The sequence below is a fragment of the Allobosea sp. GW821-FHT10B12 genome (assembly GCF_059415545.1).
In genome coordinates this window covers 662,596-678,696 of record NZ_JBWKNL010000002.1, presented here as the reverse complement: position 1 = coordinate 678,696, position 16,101 = coordinate 662,596, and the positions used below count along the sequence as shown (strand labels likewise).

At 65.6% G+C, this 16,101-nt stretch carries 14 protein-coding genes; 10 read left to right on the top strand and 4 right to left on the bottom strand.

Going from position 1 to position 16,101, the window contains the following annotated elements; translation table 11 throughout:
* Positions 1-2: 2 nt before the first annotated feature.
* Genes AC07O0_RS08535 through lptF form a run of 3 tightly spaced genes read right to left on the bottom strand, consistent with a single transcriptional unit; the run spans position 3 to position 4,855 of the window.
* A complete protein-coding gene (locus AC07O0_RS08535) occupies positions 3-2,540 on the bottom strand; it encodes an LPS-assembly protein LptD (RefSeq protein WP_494621906.1) in 2,538 nt (845 codons plus the stop codon).
* A 36-nt stretch (positions 2,541-2,576) separates the two neighbouring features.
* On the bottom strand, positions 2,577-3,665 hold the full coding sequence (gene lptG, locus AC07O0_RS08530) for an LPS export ABC transporter permease LptG (protein ID WP_494621904.1): 1,089 nt from the start codon (positions 3,663-3,665) through the stop codon (positions 2,577-2,579).
* Positions 3,665-4,855 carry an LPS export ABC transporter permease LptF gene (gene lptF / locus AC07O0_RS08525; RefSeq protein WP_494621902.1) on the bottom strand — a complete coding sequence of 397 codons (1,191 nt, stop codon included), beginning with the start codon at positions 4,853-4,855 and terminating at the stop codon, positions 3,665-3,667. Before lptF ends, lptG begins: the two co-directional genes overlap by 1 nt.
* A gap of 169 nt (positions 4,856-5,024) precedes the next feature.
* Between lptF and AC07O0_RS08520 the strand changes: the two genes are divergently transcribed.
* The 5 genes from AC07O0_RS08520 to AC07O0_RS08500 all read left to right on the top strand — a co-directional run bounded on the left by AC07O0_RS08520 (position 5,025) and on the right by AC07O0_RS08500 (position 8,340).
* Positions 5,025-6,518 (top strand): leucyl aminopeptidase, encoded by a 1,494-nt coding sequence (locus AC07O0_RS08520; protein ID WP_494621900.1) that lies wholly within the window; start codon positions 5,025-5,027, stop codon positions 6,516-6,518.
* Between the two features lie 46 nt (positions 6,519-6,564).
* Positions 6,565-7,017 (top strand): DNA polymerase III subunit chi, encoded by a 453-nt coding sequence (locus tag AC07O0_RS08515; protein ID WP_494621898.1) that lies wholly within the window; start codon positions 6,565-6,567, stop codon positions 7,015-7,017.
* Entirely contained in the window at positions 7,014-7,424 is a 411-nt protein-coding gene (locus AC07O0_RS08510; RefSeq protein ID WP_494621896.1) for a hypothetical protein, read from the top strand. Before AC07O0_RS08515 ends, AC07O0_RS08510 begins: the two co-directional genes overlap by 4 nt.
* Positions 7,425-7,427: 3 nt before the next feature.
* Complete coding sequence (locus tag AC07O0_RS08505; protein ID WP_494621894.1) at positions 7,428-7,682, top strand: hypothetical protein; 255 nt, start codon at positions 7,428-7,430, stop codon at positions 7,680-7,682.
* A gap of 235 nt (positions 7,683-7,917) precedes the next feature.
* The gene (locus AC07O0_RS08500; RefSeq protein ID WP_494621892.1) at positions 7,918-8,340 is read left to right on the top strand and encodes a YegJ family protein; all 423 of its coding nucleotides are present in this window, start codon (positions 7,918-7,920) and stop codon (positions 8,338-8,340) included.
* Between the two features lie 3 nt (positions 8,341-8,343).
* Here the strand turns inward: AC07O0_RS08500 and AC07O0_RS08495 are convergent, their stop codons facing one another.
* The gene (locus tag AC07O0_RS08495) at positions 8,344-10,209 is read right to left on the bottom strand and encodes an ABC-F family ATP-binding cassette domain-containing protein (RefSeq protein ID WP_494621890.1); all 1,866 of its coding nucleotides are present in this window, start codon (positions 10,207-10,209) and stop codon (positions 8,344-8,346) included.
* Between the two features lie 189 nt (positions 10,210-10,398).
* Between AC07O0_RS08495 and AC07O0_RS08490 the strand changes: the two genes are divergently transcribed.
* The 5 genes from AC07O0_RS08490 to AC07O0_RS08470 all read left to right on the top strand — a co-directional run bounded on the left by AC07O0_RS08490 (position 10,399) and on the right by AC07O0_RS08470 (position 16,094).
* The gene (locus AC07O0_RS08490) at positions 10,399-10,530 is read left to right on the top strand and encodes a hypothetical protein (protein ID WP_494621888.1); all 132 of its coding nucleotides are present in this window, start codon (positions 10,399-10,401) and stop codon (positions 10,528-10,530) included.
* A 132-nt stretch (positions 10,531-10,662) separates the two neighbouring features.
* On the top strand, positions 10,663-12,759 hold the full coding sequence (locus tag AC07O0_RS08485) for a methyl-accepting chemotaxis protein (protein WP_494621886.1): 2,097 nt from the start codon (positions 10,663-10,665) through the stop codon (positions 12,757-12,759).
* 40 nt (positions 12,760-12,799) lie between these two features.
* Positions 12,800-13,300 (top strand): pantetheine-phosphate adenylyltransferase, encoded by a 501-nt coding sequence (gene coaD / locus AC07O0_RS08480; RefSeq protein WP_494621884.1) that lies wholly within the window; start codon positions 12,800-12,802, stop codon positions 13,298-13,300.
* A 141-nt stretch (positions 13,301-13,441) separates the two neighbouring features.
* Entirely contained in the window at positions 13,442-14,785 is a 1,344-nt protein-coding gene (gene proS, locus AC07O0_RS08475) for a proline--tRNA ligase (RefSeq protein WP_494621882.1), read from the top strand.
* Positions 14,786-14,801: 16 nt separating this feature from the next.
* A complete protein-coding gene (locus AC07O0_RS08470) occupies positions 14,802-16,094 on the top strand; it encodes a lipoprotein-releasing ABC transporter permease subunit (RefSeq protein WP_494621880.1) in 1,293 nt (430 codons plus the stop codon).
* Positions 16,095-16,101 lie beyond the last annotated feature (7 nt).

Below are 16,101 nucleotides of genomic sequence, written 5' to 3'. Positions count from 1 at the left end.
GCTCAGCGGCTGCTGGAGGAGACGCCGTCGCCAGCGCTGGACGCACCGAGATTCTGCGAATAGCTGATCTCGCCGAGCGTGCGCAGTTCCAGGCGGAACATGACGGTCCGGGTATCCTTGGTCGAGCCCGCCTGCCGGTCGGCATAGGACTGCGAATAGGACACGTCGAAGATCGTGCACTCGTCCTGATAGCGCAGCCCCAATGATGCCGACGCCGTCTGGAACGGGCCGGTATTCGGATAGACCGGGTTCGCATAGGCGGCGGGGTTCGCCATGTAGAGCGACAGCGCATCGCGATAGCGCTCGCGGTCGTATTTGAACTTGTCGAGGTCGAACAGCACGCTGCCGCGCACGCTCCAATACTGGGCGAACGAGACGGACTGGCTGATGCTCAAGCCTTCGCGGCGGCGCGGGATGCCCAGATCCGGTTGCGGCTCGTAGCGGCTGTAGCCGACCGTGGTCGCCAGGAACTTGTAGCTGAAGGCCGCCGAGGCATCGACACGCTGCGGCTCCAAGGTCGACTCGTCGAAGCGCCCGCCAGCCTGCAGCAGCAGGCCCCTGAACGGCTGGTATTGCGCCTTGGCGACATAGTCGGAGCGGCGGGTGTCTAGCCCCGAATTGAGGCCGGTATTGACCAGATCACCGGTGGCGTAGGAGTTGCGGCCGCCGAGATGGTAGGACTGCCCGACCAGCAGGTTGGCGTAGGAATCCTTGCCGAACGTGCCGCTGTAGCGCAGGCCGACATTAGCGCGGCTGCCGCCCTCGACCCGGTCGTAGCCGGAAAACTTGTTCCATTCGAACAGGTTGGTGTCGTCGAAGACCAGGCTCTGCGCGTCCTCGTTGGCGACGCGCAGGCTGTTAGTCTCGTTCGGGCGCGCCACGACCTGCGCGACCGGCTCGAGGATATGCGTGCCCCAGGATGTCGAAGCGACGAAGGGGAAGCGGTACATCAGGCCGATCGCCGGCATCGCGCGGCCGAACACCTCATCGGAGACGTCCGCGATCGTGCTGACATTGGCGTTGGCGTAGTTGGTCGTGTTCGGATTGATCGAGAACACGTCGGCCCGGAGCGAGGCATAAGGCGTCCAGACCTGACCGATCGGGTCGACGAAGTTGCGCCGCCAGTCGACCTCGGCGGTGGCGCGAGCGATCGAGCCGGCGAGGCCCGTCACCAGGCACTGGCCCTTCTGGTAGACCGCACAGCCGTCGAACAGCGAGTATTGCGGCGTCGAGATCAGGTAGCTCTTCTGCAGCGGCAGTTCCTTGAAAGCGGCCGCTTCGCGCTGCAGATGCGTCAGATTGACGGTGAACGACAGCTCGCCGCCGATCATCGACGGCTTGTGGATTCGCTTGTTGTAGTCGACCACCGGTCCGACGACAGGCTGCTGCTTCTGCCAGTCGTAATAGGTCAGCGGCTGGAAATAGTAGCCGCGCATGTCGAACCAGGCATCCGCGGTCTGGCCGTTGAGCGAAACGGTCGAGGTCGATTCCTGCAGATAGGTCGAGGCGGTGATGCTCTCGCTGCGGATCCGGTAGTTCTTGAAGAAGAACCGGTCGGTCGAGCCGGCCACATCCCAGCTGAAATTCCAGCGCGGGTTGATGAACACCTTGCCGGAGCTCTCGATCGAGCCGCGGAACTTGTCGTCGCCGGCGCCGAAGGGGCTCGGCAGAAAGGCTTCCTTCTCCTGCTGGAAGATGCCGGCGGCGCGGATGTTGTACGAGCCGTTGACGAAGCGGTGCCGCCACTCGACCTCGCCGAGGAGGCCCTGGCGCGAGAGGTAGGTCGGCGTGACCGTCAGGTCGTAGTTCGGCGCGAGGTTGATGAAATAGGGCAGGCCGACGCCGTAGCCGAGCGCCGAGGTGTTGATGAACTTCGGCGCCAGGAAACCGGTCTTGCGCTTAACGGTCGCGTCCGGCCCCGACATGAACGGAACATAGGCGATCGGGATGCCGGCGAACTCGAGCCGGGCCTCCTCGTAATAGATCATCTGCTCGGACTTCTTGTGGATGATCCGAGCGGCGCGCACCTGCCAGAATGGCGGGCGCTCGGGCTGGTCCACGCAAGGTTCGCAGGCGGTGTAGATGCCCTTGTCGAAGACGAAGACCTCGCCGTCCGTGCGCTCGGCGCGGGGCGCCGAGAAACGGGTCTTGTCGGTGTTCACCACGCGCAGCGAATCGATGAAGCCGTCGCGGAAATCGTCGGTCAGGTTGAAGCGGTCGCCGGTGATCACCGTGCCGTTGGATTCGGTGATGCGGGCGTTGCCGGTCGCGACGACACGCTTGCTCTGGCGGTCATAGACGACGCGGTCGGCCTCGATCGTCCGGCCCTGATAGAGAATCTGGACATCGCCGACCGCCGAGACGGTGTTGTTGTCCTTGTCGTAGACGAGCTCGCGCGCGTCGACGACCATGCGCTCCTGCGGCTTGGCCGCCGGAGTTTGGGCATAGGCAAGGCTCGTCCAGCCAAGGACCGGGGCGAGGGTGGTCGCCAGCGCGGTCGCAGCCGCAAGGCGCGTGATGCGTCTTACGCCGGAAGCCATGAACTCAATCCAAAATTAACCATAGCCACCGTATTCTCAGCCATCTTCCTGATGGAGCAGGGCAAGTGCGCCGAGTAGCGTGCCCACGACTGCGGGCAGCCAAGCGGCCACCGAGGCGTTGACGATCCCCGATGAGCCCAGCTCTTCAGATAACTGTGTCGCAACATAGAGCATGAACCCAGCCGCGACGCCACCTACCACCAATCTGGTCACACCACCAAACCGGAAAAATCTTAAGGAAACGGATGCTGCCACCAGGATCATCGCGATCAGCAGCAACGGCCGTGCCTTGAGGGATTCATAGCGCAATTCGTAGCGCGTCGTGTCGAGTCCCGCCTTCTGGGTCCGGTCCAGCACGGCCGGCATCGACCAGAACCCGACGGAGTCGGGCGGGGTGAAACTTTGTCGCACCTGGTCGGGCTCCAGCGTCGTCGCGACCAGGTATGTCGAGTACGTCTGTGGCTCTTCCGTGGCCGAGGTGACGCGCGCCTCCGACAATTCCCAATAGCCGCGATAGAGCACCGCCTGCTTCGCCTCGATGCGCTCGCTGAAGCCGCCATCGGGCGAGAAGGTGAAGAAGGCGACTTGGGCGAGCCCCACCCCATCCTGCAGGGCTGCGGCCGCGCGGATGATCGCCTGGCCGTCGACGCTGCGCTGGCGAATCCAGATTTCCTTGCCGCCGACGACCTGTCCGGTGCGGACGAAGAGCGAGGCTTCGAGCGCGGTGGCGCGCTGCTTCAGCTCAGCGGCGACCGGATTGTAGATGCCGATTGAAATGAGGCCGACCAGGCCGGCGACCAGCGCTGCCGGTTGCAGGAACTGCCAGGCGGAGATGCCGACCGAGCGTGCGACGACCAGCTCCAGCTTCCGGCTGAGATTGAGCAGGGCAAACATGCCGCCGAACAGCACCGCGAACGGAAAGATCTGCTCGGCGACGGAGGGGGCGCGATAGAGCGCAAGCTGGATGATGCTCGGCGTCGTCGCGGTGGGAGAATCGCCGGCGCGCCGCATCAGCTCGACGAAGTCGAGTGTCGCGATCAGGAAGAAGAAGGTGCCGAACACGCTCAGGATCGCACGCAGGAAGCGCGCCGTCAGATAGCGGCCGAAGGTCTTGAACAGCAGCATCAGGCGCGCCGGAAACGTGCCGTAAAGGCGAGGAGGGGGGCGATCAGCGGCTCCGTCAGCTGGTCGATGAAGACGCGGGTGCGCGAGCCGAAGCCGATGGCGAGGGCCGAGAGGAGGATGGTTGCGAGCGGCAGGATATAGAGCAGGGCGGCCGCGAGGGGCGAGCGCACGCTGGCGGTCCAGGCGGCATAGGCGCCAATTCGGATGGCTCCGACCAGGAAGATCGCGATCTGGATCGCGGCGGCGCGGCCCTGGCGGGTCGTGCGCGCCTCGCCGAGGATGGCGAAGGCGACTAGCATGAAGGCGATCGGATAGAGCGGCGCCGACAGCCGGTTGTGCAGCTCCGCGCGGAAACGGCCCTCCTGAATCTTGTAGTAGGGCTCGTTCCGGTCCTGAGTGAGCAACGCCCAGGTCGTGCGCTCGCGTGGCTTGTAGATCACCTTGTCGCCATCTCCGCCGCCGGCGCCGTCGGCGTCGCCCGTCAGCGCGGAGAGATTGAGAGCGTAGCGCTCGAACGAGATGATCGAGCTCGAGTTCTGATTGCGGCTCTCGCGCTGGATCGTACCCTTTTCCAGCATCAGGAAGCTGTTGCCACCGGCTTCGGCCGATTGGCCGCGTTCGGCGATGTAGACCGCCGGCTGGTTGGGGTCGCGTCGGTCCTGCATGAAGATGCCGAGCAGGGCCTGTCCCTGCTTCTCGCGATAGTGGAAGGTGACGCCGGAATCGAGCGAGACGAACTGGCCTTCCTTCACTACATTGGCGACGAAATCGGCGCGGATCAGCGTGATCAGGTCTCGCAGCGCCCGGAAGCCGGCCGGCATCACCCCAAGCGACATCCAGCCGACCAAAGCGGCGGTTATCAGCGTCAGCACGATGAATGGCCGTGTCAGCCGGCGTGGCGCGACGCCGGCGGCATTCATCACGATCAGCTCGGAATCGCTGTTGAGCTTGTTGAGCGTGTAGAGCGTCGCCATGAACAGCGCGACCGGCGCGATACCGGCGATCAGTGCCGGCAGCGAGAGCAGGGTCACGGTGAAGAAGATCAGCGCGGTCTGGCCCTTGCCGGTGATCAGGTCGACCTCGCGCAAAGCCTGCGTCACCCAGATCACGCTGGTCAGGCCGACGAGCAGAATCACCGCCGCGCTGGTGGCGATCTTCAGGATGTAGCGGTCGAGAAGTCCGAAACGCACGAGGGTGAGGATCCTGGGGCTGCCATCCTTGAAGAAGGCGCTCCCCTTGGACGGCTCGCCTCGAACTCCCTATGGTATAGCTTCGATCATGGCGCAAACGGGAATCGTTTGTGGCCTTTGCGAGCCCCGATCCCGGTCCGCTCCTTATCCCGTAACCGATGAGCCTTCGATGTCGCAGCGCCTGAAGCTTGAGGTCAAAGCCCTGAACGCCATTGCCGGGGAGGATCTGGTCATCCTTGTCTCGGATAGGCTGGCGCCGCCAAAGGCCACGGAAGAGTGGATCGGCCCAGGGGCCCATACCCTGATCGCGCGCGCCGCCGCCGCCGAGCGTTTCAAGGGCAAGGCGCTTTCGGGACTGACACTGCTCGCGCCGGACGGAGCAGGTTATGAGCGCCTGATCTTGATCGGGACCGGGCCGGCGACTGAACGCGGAAAGCTCGAATTCGCCGCGCTCGGCGGCGCCATCGCAGGCAAGCTCGGGCACGGCCGCAGCGCCGACATCATCGCGGCGTTGCCGGAGGGCGAGCTCTCGGCCGCCGAGATCGCCGAGATCGGGCTTGGCCTGCGGCTGAGGAGCTATGCTTTCGACCGCTACAAGACCAAGAGCCGCGACAAGGACCAGTCCGACCCGAAGACGGTGACACTGCGCGTCGACGACCCGGCTGCGGTCAAGAAGGCGCTCAAGGCGCGCGAAGCCATTGCCGGCGGCGTCGAGCTTGCTCGCGACCTCGTGAACGAGCCGCCGAACGTCCTGTTCCCCGAAGAGTTCGCCGAACGGGCGGGCAAGCTTGAGAAGCTCGGTGTCGAGGTCGAGATTCTCGACGAGAAGGAACTGAAGAAGATCGGCATGCGGGCGCTGCTCGGCGTCGGCCAGGGCTCGCATCGCGAGAGCCGCGTCGTGGTGATGCGCTGGAACGGCGCCGGCAAGGGCGACAAGCCGGTCGCCTTCGTCGGCAAGGGCGTGACCTTCGACACCGGCGGTATCTCGATCAAGCCGGCCGGCGGCATGGAAGACATGAAGGGCGACATGGCGGGCGCGGCCTGCGTCACTGGGCTGATGCAGGCGCTTGCCGCCCGCAAGGCCAAGGTCAACGCCGTCGGCGTGATCGGGCTCGTCGAGAACATGCCGGACGGCAAGGCCCAGCGGCCGGGCGACATCGTCACTTCGCTCTCCGGGCAGACCATCGAGATCATCAACACCGACGCCGAGGGGCGGCTCGTGCTGGCCGATGTGCTCTGGTACACGCAGGAGCGCTTCAAGCCGGCCTTCATGGTCAATCTGGCGACGCTGACCGGCGCGATCCTCGTCGCGCTGGCGCAGGAGAATGCCGGGCTGTTTTCCAACAACGACGAACTGTCGGAGCGGCTCTCGGCTGCCGGCAAGGCGACCGGCGAGACGGTCTGGCGCATGCCGCTGTCGCCCGCCTACGACAAGATGATCGATTCCAAGTTCGCTGACATGAAGAACTCGGCCGGCCGCCATGGCGGCTCGATCACGGCGGCGCAGTTCCTGCAGCGTCATGTCAACGATACGCCCTGGGCGCACCTCGACATCGCCGGCACTGGCATGGGCTCGCCGAACAGCGAGACCAACCGTTCCTGGGGCTCGGGTTGGGGCGTGCGCCTGCTCGACCGGCTGGTGGCAGATCACTACGAGAGCTGATTCGGATTATCAGCCGAATCGCATAAGAATTTGAGTTAATTTGGTTATGGCCGAGGTCTTGTTCTACCATCTGCAGGGACGCCCACTCGAGCAGGTCATTCCGACCCTGCTCGAGCGTTCGCTTGCCCGCGGCTGGAAGGCGGTGGTGGAATTGTCGAGCCGCGAGCGTCTGGCCGGGCTCGACGACCGGCTCTGGACCTATGCCGACGAATCCTTCCTGCCGCATGCGACGGCGGCCGAGCCGGACGCCGCCACCAATCCGATCGTGCTCACCACCGCCTCCGACAACCCGAACGGCGCGCAGGTTCGCTTCTGCGTCGATGGCGTTCGCATTCCGGACGCATTGGAGTCTTACGAGCGCGTCATCCTGATGTTCGACGGCGACGATCCCGATGCGCTCGCCTCGGCTCGGGAAGACTGGAAAAAGCTGCGGACGCTCGGCATCGCCGCCACCTATTGGCAGCAGGACGAGACCGGCCGCTGGGAGAAGAAAGCGTGAAAGTTCCTGTTGCCCTCGCTTTGGCGGCTGCGCTCGCCGGCTGCTCCGTCGACATGGGCGGATTCTCTTTTGTGTCCAATGAGCGCGGCACCCAAACCAGCAGTGCCTCGGCCCGCGTCTCGACGCAGGAGGCGATGCTGACGCCGGAGGGTGAATGCAGCGCCGATGTCTCACTCGACCCCTCGACGCGGCCGCTGCCCAAGGAGATCGCGGTCGGCATCACCGAATGCGAGCTCGTCAGGCTCAAGGCCAAGCGGCCGACCGACGTGCTGATCGGTGACAATGGCAGGGGGCAGCGCGAGGTGCAGGTGCTCTATTCCGAGCCGGCCAATCGCGAGATCTACATGTTCACCGACAACCGGCTGAGCCGGATCGTCAGGCCGGGGCAGCCCGAGCAGCAGGGCTGAGTGATGTCGAAAGTTCTCGATATCGGACAAGACGAGATTTTGGTCCTGTCCGAGCTGTTGCATCGCTGGTTCGATGACGAATGTGGTCGAACTATTCGAGACAGAATCGTGGATGATGCCGAGCTTTGGGCGCTGAACGCTCTAAATTCGGCGCTCGAACGCAATATACCGGAGGCGATGAACGCCGATTATCGGGCGTTGCTGGATGCAGCGCGCGCACGCGTCCGTAGTCGGAATGGTGGCGAATGGCCGCAATAAGAGCCGTCGTGTAAAGCGGCTCAGAATCAACCATCCCTCTGCGGCTCGGCGAGACGTCGAGGCTGCTTGACCGAGGAATCCGTCTCTGACCCGGCCAAGGCAACCGTTCGATCGATTGGCTCGTTTGTGAGTTGATCGGAACGGCCGAAGGCGCAGAAGCGGGAGTGTCGAAATGCAGGTTCAACGGCAGAGGCGGGCGGTGCTCGGCGGCCTGGGGTTCTTGGGCGCAGCACTCATGGTCGCGTCGCCCTTGGCCGCGCAGGTGGTCGACTTCCGTTCCTCTGACCGCGAGATGAACCGCGCGATCGCCGAGGCCCGCAAGACCCTGCCGGATTTCGTCGCGCTCTATCGCAGCGGCAAGGGCGAGCGTCATGCCGTGAAGGTCGCTATCCCCCATGATCGCGGGCGTGAGCACATCTGGATGAACCTGACGGCGATCGAAGGCGACGTCTTCATCGGCAGGATCGCAAACGATCCCGTCCATCTCGACGGATTGAGCAACGGCGACAGCTATCGTGCCGGCAGCGCGATGATCAGCGACTGGAACTACATGTCGGGCGGCCAGATGCATGGCAGCTACACCACCCGTGTCGCAGTCAAGAAGCTCACTCCCTCGCAGGTCAGGGAGCTCGGCCTCAAGCTCGCGCCGCTGCCCTGAGCCTCAGGCGCTTTCCAGCTCCTCGCTCAGCATCAGCCATTCCTCCTCGGCGGCGACAAGCGCCTCCGTCAGCTCGCCGCGCTGGCGCGAGAGCAGCAATGCCTTCTCCGGTTCGCGCGAGAAGGCGCCGTTGGCGAGCGCGCCGTCGACCTTCTCGATCAGCCCGGTCAGCTTGGCGATGCGGGCTTCGGCCAGATTGAGCTTCTGCCGGAGCGGACCCTGCGCCTGACGTTTCGCTGCCGCGCCCTTGCGCTCGTCGGCCTTGCTCGCGCCATCCGCCTCCGCCTTGCCGCGCTGGGCCGACTTGTCGCGGCCGAGCACGTAGTCGCGATAATCGTCCATGTCGCCGTCGAAGCTCTTCACGGTGCCGTCCCCGACCAGCCAGAGCCGGTCGGCGCAGGCCTCGATCAGGAAGCGATCGTGGCTGACCAGGATGACGGCGCCGGGATAGTCGTTGATCGCGTTGACCAGCGCGGTGCGGCTGTCGATGTCGAGATGGTTGGTCGGCTCGTCCAGGATGAGCAGATGCGGGCCGCCGAAGGTGGCGATGCCGAGCATCAGCCGGGCCTTTTCGCCACCGGACAGGTTCTTGACCGGAGTGTCGGCCTTGTTGGCGGGAAAGCCGACCTGCGCGGTGCGGGCCCGCACCCGCGCTTCCGGTGCATCGGGCATCAACTCGCGGATATGGCCGACCGGCGTGTCTTCCATCCGTAATTCGTCGAGCTGGTGCTGGGCGAAATAAGCCGTCTCCAGCTTGGAGGAGCGGCGCATCTCGCCTGACAGCGGCGCAAGGCGCCCGCCGATCAGCTTGCAGAACGTCGACTTGCCGTTGCCATTGGCCCCGAGCAAGGCGATGCGATCGTCAGGCGCCAGCGACAGGTTGAGCCGCTGCAGCACCTTGCGCTCGCCATAGCCGGCGCTGGCGCTCTCCAGCACGATCATCGGCGGTGAGAGCGGCCGCTCCGGTGGCGGGAAGTTGAACGGCTGGACATCGCGATCCTGGATGACCGCGATCTCCTGCATCTTCTCCAGTCGCTTGACGCGCGATTGCGCCTGGCTGGCCTTGGAAGCCTTGGCCTTGAAGCGGTCGACGAAGGATTGCAGGTGCTTGCGCTCGGCCTCCTGCTTCTCGCGCGCCTTGGCGAGATGGGCCTGCTTCTCGGCCCGGAGCTTCTCGAAAGCACTGTAGCCGCCGCGATAGATCGTCAGCTTGCCCTGGTCGAGATGCAGGATGTGGTCGACGCAGGTGTCGAGCAATTCGCGATCGTGGCTGACGACCAGCACCGTGTGCGGGTAGCGCTCGAGATAGTCGTAGAGCCAGAGCGTGCCTTCGAGGTCGAGATAGTTGGTCGGCTCGTCGAGAAGCAGCAGGTCCGGCTCGGAGAACAGCACGGCGGCGAGCGCGACACGCATGCGCCACCCGCCGGAAAAGTCGGAGCAGGGGCGCCGTTGTGCCTCCTCGTCGAAGCCGAGCCCGTACAGCACGGTCGCGGCCCGCGCCGGGGCGGAATGGGCGCCGATATCGGCAAGCCGTGTCTCGATCTCGGCGATCCGCATCGGGTCGGTCGCGCTCTGCGCTTCCTTCATCAGCGCAGCGCGCTCGGTGTCGGCGGCCAACACGACCTCGATCAGCGATTCCGGGCCACCGGGAGCCTCCTGCGCCACCCCGCCGATGCGCATGCCCCTGGGCAGGGCGACGTTGCCGCCCTCCGGCGAGAGGTCGCCGGTGATGATGCGGAACAGCGTCGTCTTGCCGGTGCCGTTGCGGCCGACGAGGCCGACGCGCGAGCCGGTCGGCAGGAAAGCACTGGCGTGGTCGAGCAGCAGGCGCTCGCCGAGGCGATAGGTGATGTCGTTGAGGGTCAGCATGGCGGGCGGGGTTTAGCGCGCTTTCGCCCTCGCTGGAAACGGCCGAGTACGGGAATTCGCCAGAGTCAGTCCAGGCGGTCACGGTTGCGCAAGGGCAAGCCACGGTTTCTCCATGTTTCCGCCACGGCATGGCCGGGCGGTCGCAGCAGGCATGGGTTGGGGTAACGCACTGATTCGCACCGAGGATCCATGCAGCTCGACTCTCTGGTCCGGCGACCGCGCCGGGTGTCGCTCGCAGCCGTCGCCGTCGCGCTGCTCACCGTGATCCTCGGCGGCGCGGCTGCGCTCGCCGCTTTCGCGCCACTTCCCAACGCCTTGTGAGGCCGAGAAGGCGCTCGCGCTTCAAGCAACGTTAACCGCGCTCGTGTTGGCTGTTTCGACGCAGTCGACGTCGGGCGGGGACCCTGATTCGTGTTCAGCCTCAGGATCAGGCTTCCGATCGCGATGTTGGCCTTGGCGTTACTGGCCGCATTGGCTGTGGGCTCGTCGGCCTATCTCGCCGTGTCGAGCTGGGCGCAGGGCGCGGTGCGCGAGCGCATGCACGCTCTGGCCGAGAGCCATGTCCGTGCCATCGAGCGTCGTTGGTCGCAGCTTCGCGCCGAACTCGCCGTCCAGGCCCGCAGTGCCTTCACCGTCTCTGCGCTCGATGAGATCGGCAAATGGATGGAGCTCGGCCAACACGATTACCGGAGCATCCTCGGCCATTATCAGGGCGATGGCTCGCTGCCCCTGGCCGAACGCATCGCCCGCACCGGCCGCGAGCATCAGCACGGCTATTCCTGGCGGCATGTGCCGATCCACGAGACCTATGCCGCGGCGTTGAAGCAGTTCAACTACGCTGACATCTACTTGGTCTCGCGCAAGGGCAGGGTGGTCTACAGCGTCACCAAGGGATCGGAGTTCGGCCGCCTGCTGAGCGACGAGGACCTGGCAGGCACTGGCCTCGCCCGATCCGTCGAGCTGGCGCGGGGCAAGCCCGCCGGCGAGCAGGTGGTGCTCGACTTTGCCCCTTACAATCCGGTTGGCGGCGATCCGCGCGCTTTCCTGGCGGCACCCTTCTACGACGCCGAGGCGGGCGGGGGGGAGCAGGTCGGGACGATCGTCATCGCCGTCGATACGCGTCTGATCGACGATGTGCTTGCCTTCAACCCGGTCGGCTCCAGCGCCGAGCGGATTTTCGTGATCGGCTCCGATGGGTTCATGCGCTCGAATCCTGCGGCCCGGCGCAACGGGGCTTCGCCGCGCGAGACGCTCGACCGGACCCGGCTCGCCGCGCAGCCGACGAATGCGCTTATCCGCATGACCAGCCATGACGGCCTGCCGCTCGTCGCGAGCGGCGAGGAGGTGGTGATCGGCGATTGGTGCTGGCTGCTCTGGCTGACCGCACCGGAGGAGAGCGCTTTCGCCGTGGTCGGCACGATTCGCAGCGCCGTCGTGTCCGCGGGCCTGCTGGTGCTGTTGCCGCTGTTCGGCATCGCGATCCTGCTCGGTTGGTCGGTGGCGCGCCCGATCGCCCGGCTCTCGGACAGGCTTGCGGGCGTTGCCGCAGGGCGGACCGAAGAGGAGATTCCCGGTGCCCGGCGTCGCGACGAGATTGGCGGCATCGCCAAGTCGATTGAATTGATCCGCGAAACCCTGCGCGGCGAGGCAAGCCGGCGCGAGGCGGAACAGGATACGCGCCGGGCCGAGGCAGAGCAGCATCGGCGCACATTGCTGAACGAGCTTGCGGGCGAGCTCGAGGAGTCGGTGCGGACCGTCTCGGCCTCCGTCTCGGTTTCTGCGGCAACCTTGGGCACGACGGCGCATCAACTCGCGGAAGGTGCGCGCGAGACTCAGGCCGGCGCTACCGATACCGACGGTGCCACCGGCAATGCGATCCGCAGCGTCAGGTCGATCGAGCGCGCGGCGCAGGATCTGCTCGGCGCCGTCGACGCTCTGGCCGAGGAGGTGCGCTCTTCGGATGCGACCGCCGGCCACGCGCGCCAGCACGCGGATTCGGTCAGCCGGATCGTCGATGGCCTCTCCAACGGCGCAGCCCGCGTCTCGGAGGTGGTCGGGCTGATCTCGGCGATCGCCGGCCAGACCAACCTGCTCGCGCTCAACGCCACCATCGAGGCGGCTCGCGCCGGCGAGGCCGGCAAGGGCTTCGCCGTTGTCGCCAACGAGGTGAAATCGCTGGCGACGCAGACCGCCACTGCGACGCAGGACATCGCCCGCCAGATCGAAGCGATGAACCACGCGACCGCCGCGACGGTCGAAGGGATCGCCGGCATTCGCGCTCTGGTGCAGGATCTGAATGAGGCGACGCGCCGCACCAGCCAGACTATGCTGCGCCAGCATGAGGCGGCCCACGCCATCGCCGCCGACGTGCTCGCCGCGACGCAGGAGATCGTCCTGATCGGACAGGCCACCAGCCAGGTCGCGCTCGCTTCGCGCAATACCGCTGGCGCGTCCGATGCGGTGCTGAAGGCTGCGAGCGAATTGACTGAGCTGGCCCAGGCGCTGAATGCGCGCGTCGATCATGTCATCGGCGAGCTGCGCGTCGCCTGAGCGCTTGTGATGCGGGCCGGCGTTGGCTAACGCTCAGGGCATGAGCCACACCGCCTTCTATGCCGGGTCGTTCGACCCCGTCACCAACGGCCATGTCGACATGATCGAGGCCGCCTGCCGGCTGTGCGACAGGCTGATCCTCGCCATCGGCATCCATCCCGGCAAAACGCCGATCTTTTCGGCAGAGGAGCGCGCTGCATTGCTGCGCGAGATCTGCGGCCCGATCGCGACTGCATCCGGGACGAAGCTCGAGGTCGTCACCTTCGACGACCTCACCATCGATGCGGCCCGCCGGGTCGGCGCCACGATCCTGGTGCGCGGCCTGCGCGACGGCACCGATCTCGACTACGAGATGCAGCTTGCCGGCATGAACCACACCATGGTGCCGGAACTGCAGACGGTCTTCCTGCCCGCGACGCCGCCGGCCCGCCACATCACCGCGACGCTGGTGCGCCAGGTCGCATCGATGGGCGGCGATGTTTCCGCCTTCGTTCCGCCCCTAGTCAGCGACAGGCTGAAGGCGAAGTTCGCCAAGCGCTGACACCTGCGCAAACGCTATCGATGTGCATTTGCCTGATGGCGATGTGCATTAGCGTTTGCAATTTGCAAACGCCGATGGTGTCTCTGGACTAATCTGAATCGGTGCGCGGTCCCGGCGCATCGTCCTCCAACGAGTGTTCCGATGCGCCTGTCCCGCTATTTCCTGCCGATCCTGCGCGATACGCCCAAGGAGGCGGAGATCGTCTCGCACCGGCTGATGCTGCGCGCCGGCATGATCCGCCAGCAGTCGGCCGGCATCTATTCCTGGCTGCCGCTCGGCCTGCGGGTCCTCAACAAGATTAGCGCCGTGGTGCGCGAGGAGCAGAACCGCGCGGGGGCGATCGAGATCCTGATGCCGACGATCCAGTCGGCCGATCTCTGGCGCGAGAGCGGGCGCTACGACGCTTATGGCAAGGAGATGCTGCGTATCAAGGACCGGCATGACCGCGAGATGCTCTACGGGCCGACCAATGAGGAGATGGTCACCGAGATCTTCCGCTCCTACGTCAAGTCCTACAAGGACCTGCCGCTCAATCTCTACCACATCCAGTGGAAGTTCCGGGACGAGGTCCGCCCGCGCTTCGGCGTGATGCGCGGCCGCGAATTCCTGATGAAGGACGCTTATTCCTTCGATCTCGACCAGGCCGGCGCCCGCCATGCCTATAACCGCATGTTCACCGCCTATCTGCGCACCTTCGCCCGGCTCGGCCTGAAGGCGATCCCGATGCGCGCCGATACCGGTCCGATCGGCGGTGACCTCAGCCACGAGTTCATCGTGCTCGCCTCGACCGGCGAGAGCGAGGTGTTCTGCCACAAGGACTATCTCGACTTCGCGACGCCCGCAGTCGACACCGATTTCGACAGCGTCGAAGGCCTACAGGGCATCGTCGACAAGTGGACGAGCCTCTACGCTGCGACCGAGGAGATGCACGAGAAGGATGCGTTCGAGGCTATTCCCGCCGAAAGCCAAGTTTCGGCGCGCGGCATCGAGGTCGGCCATATCTTCTATTTCGGCACCAAGTATTCCGAGCCGATGGGCGCGACCGTCACTGGCCCCGACGGGCAACTGGTCCCGGTCCATATGGGCTCCTACGGCATCGGCCCGAGCCGTCTCGTCGCCGCGCTGATCGAGGCCGGTCATGACGAGGGCGGCATCGTCTGGCCCGACGAGATCGCCCCCTTCGACATCGCCGTGCTCAACCTCAAGACCGGCGATGCGGCGACCGACGGCGCCTGCGAGCAGCTCTACAAGGGGCTCGCTGCCAAGGGCTACGACATGGTCTATGACGATCGCGACGAGCGCCCGGGAGGCAAGTTCGCCACTGCCGACCTGATCGGCATTCCCTGGCAGATCATCGTCGGCCCGAAGGGCTTGGCCGAGGGCAAGGTCGAGCTCAAGCGCCGCGCCGGCGGCGAGCGCGAGCTGGTCTCGCTCGACGCGGCGCTGGCGCGCTTCCCGGGCAAGGGCGCGGAGACGAACGCGTGAGCGGAGGAGGGCGGTCATGAGCGCCGTCGCCGAGGCTCGGGAGAGCGTGCCGACCGGCACGAAGCCGTTCGCCGGCTTCGAATGGTTGCTTGCCGGCCGCTATCTGCGCACGCGCCGGCGCGAGGGCTTCGTCTCGGTCATCGCCGGCTTCTCCTTCCTCGGCATCCTGCTCGGCGTCGCCACGCTGATCATCGTGATGTCGGTGATGAACGGCTTCCGCAAGGAGCTGCTGGAGAAGATCGTCGGCGTCAACGGCCACATCTTCGCGACGCCGATCGACCGGCCGCTCGACGATTACGAGCAGGTCGCGGCCAGGCTGCGCCAGGTCCAGGGCATCAAGCTGGCGATCCCGCTGGTCGAGGGGCAGGCGCTCGCCTCCTCGCAGGTCGGCAATGGCGGCGTCCTGGTCCGTGGCATCTCGGAAAACGACATCAAGTCGATCCCTTTCATCGCCAACAACGTTCGTCAGGGCACGCTCGACGGCTTCGCCGCCGCCAATGGCGTCGCGATCGGCCGGCGGCTCGCGGGCTCGCTCGGCCTGCAGGTGGGTGACACGATCACCATCGTCACCCCGCGCGGCGCCTCGACGCCGTTCGGCACGGCGCCGCGGATCAAGGCCTATCCGGTCACGGCGATCTTCGAGATCGGCATGTCGGAGTTCGATGCCTCCTTCGTCTTCATGCCGCTCGGCGAGGCCCAGGCCTATTTCAATCGCGACGGCGACGTGAACGTCATCGAGATCTTCATCAACGATCCCGATCAGACGCAGGCCGTGCGCGATCGGATCGAGCAGGACGCGCCGCGCCCGCTGGTGCTGTCCGACTGGCGCCAGCGTAACCGCACCTTCTTCAATGCGCTCGAGGTCGAGCGCAATGTGATGTTCATCATCCTGACCCTGATCGTGCTGGTCGCGACCCTCAACATCGTCTCCGGCCTGATCATGCTGGTGAAGGACAAGACCGAGGACATCGCGATCATGCGCACCATGGGCGCCTCGCGCGGCACCGTGCTGCGGGTGTTCCTGATCACGGGCGCGGCGATCGGCGTGTTCGGCACCTTCGCCGGCTTCGTCCTCGGCGTCGTCTTCGCCAAGAATATCCAGACGATCAACAAGGGGCTGAGCAGCCTCCTCGGCGTCAACCCCTGGGACCCGACCGTGCGCTTCCTCAGCGATATCCCCTCGGTGATCGACTGGCGTGAAGTGACCGCCGTGGTGGTGATGACGCTCGTCCTGTCGCTGCTGGCGACGCTCTATCCGGCCTGGAAGGCGGCGCGGCTCGACCCCGTCAAAGCCTTGCGGATGGGGTGAGGGCGCA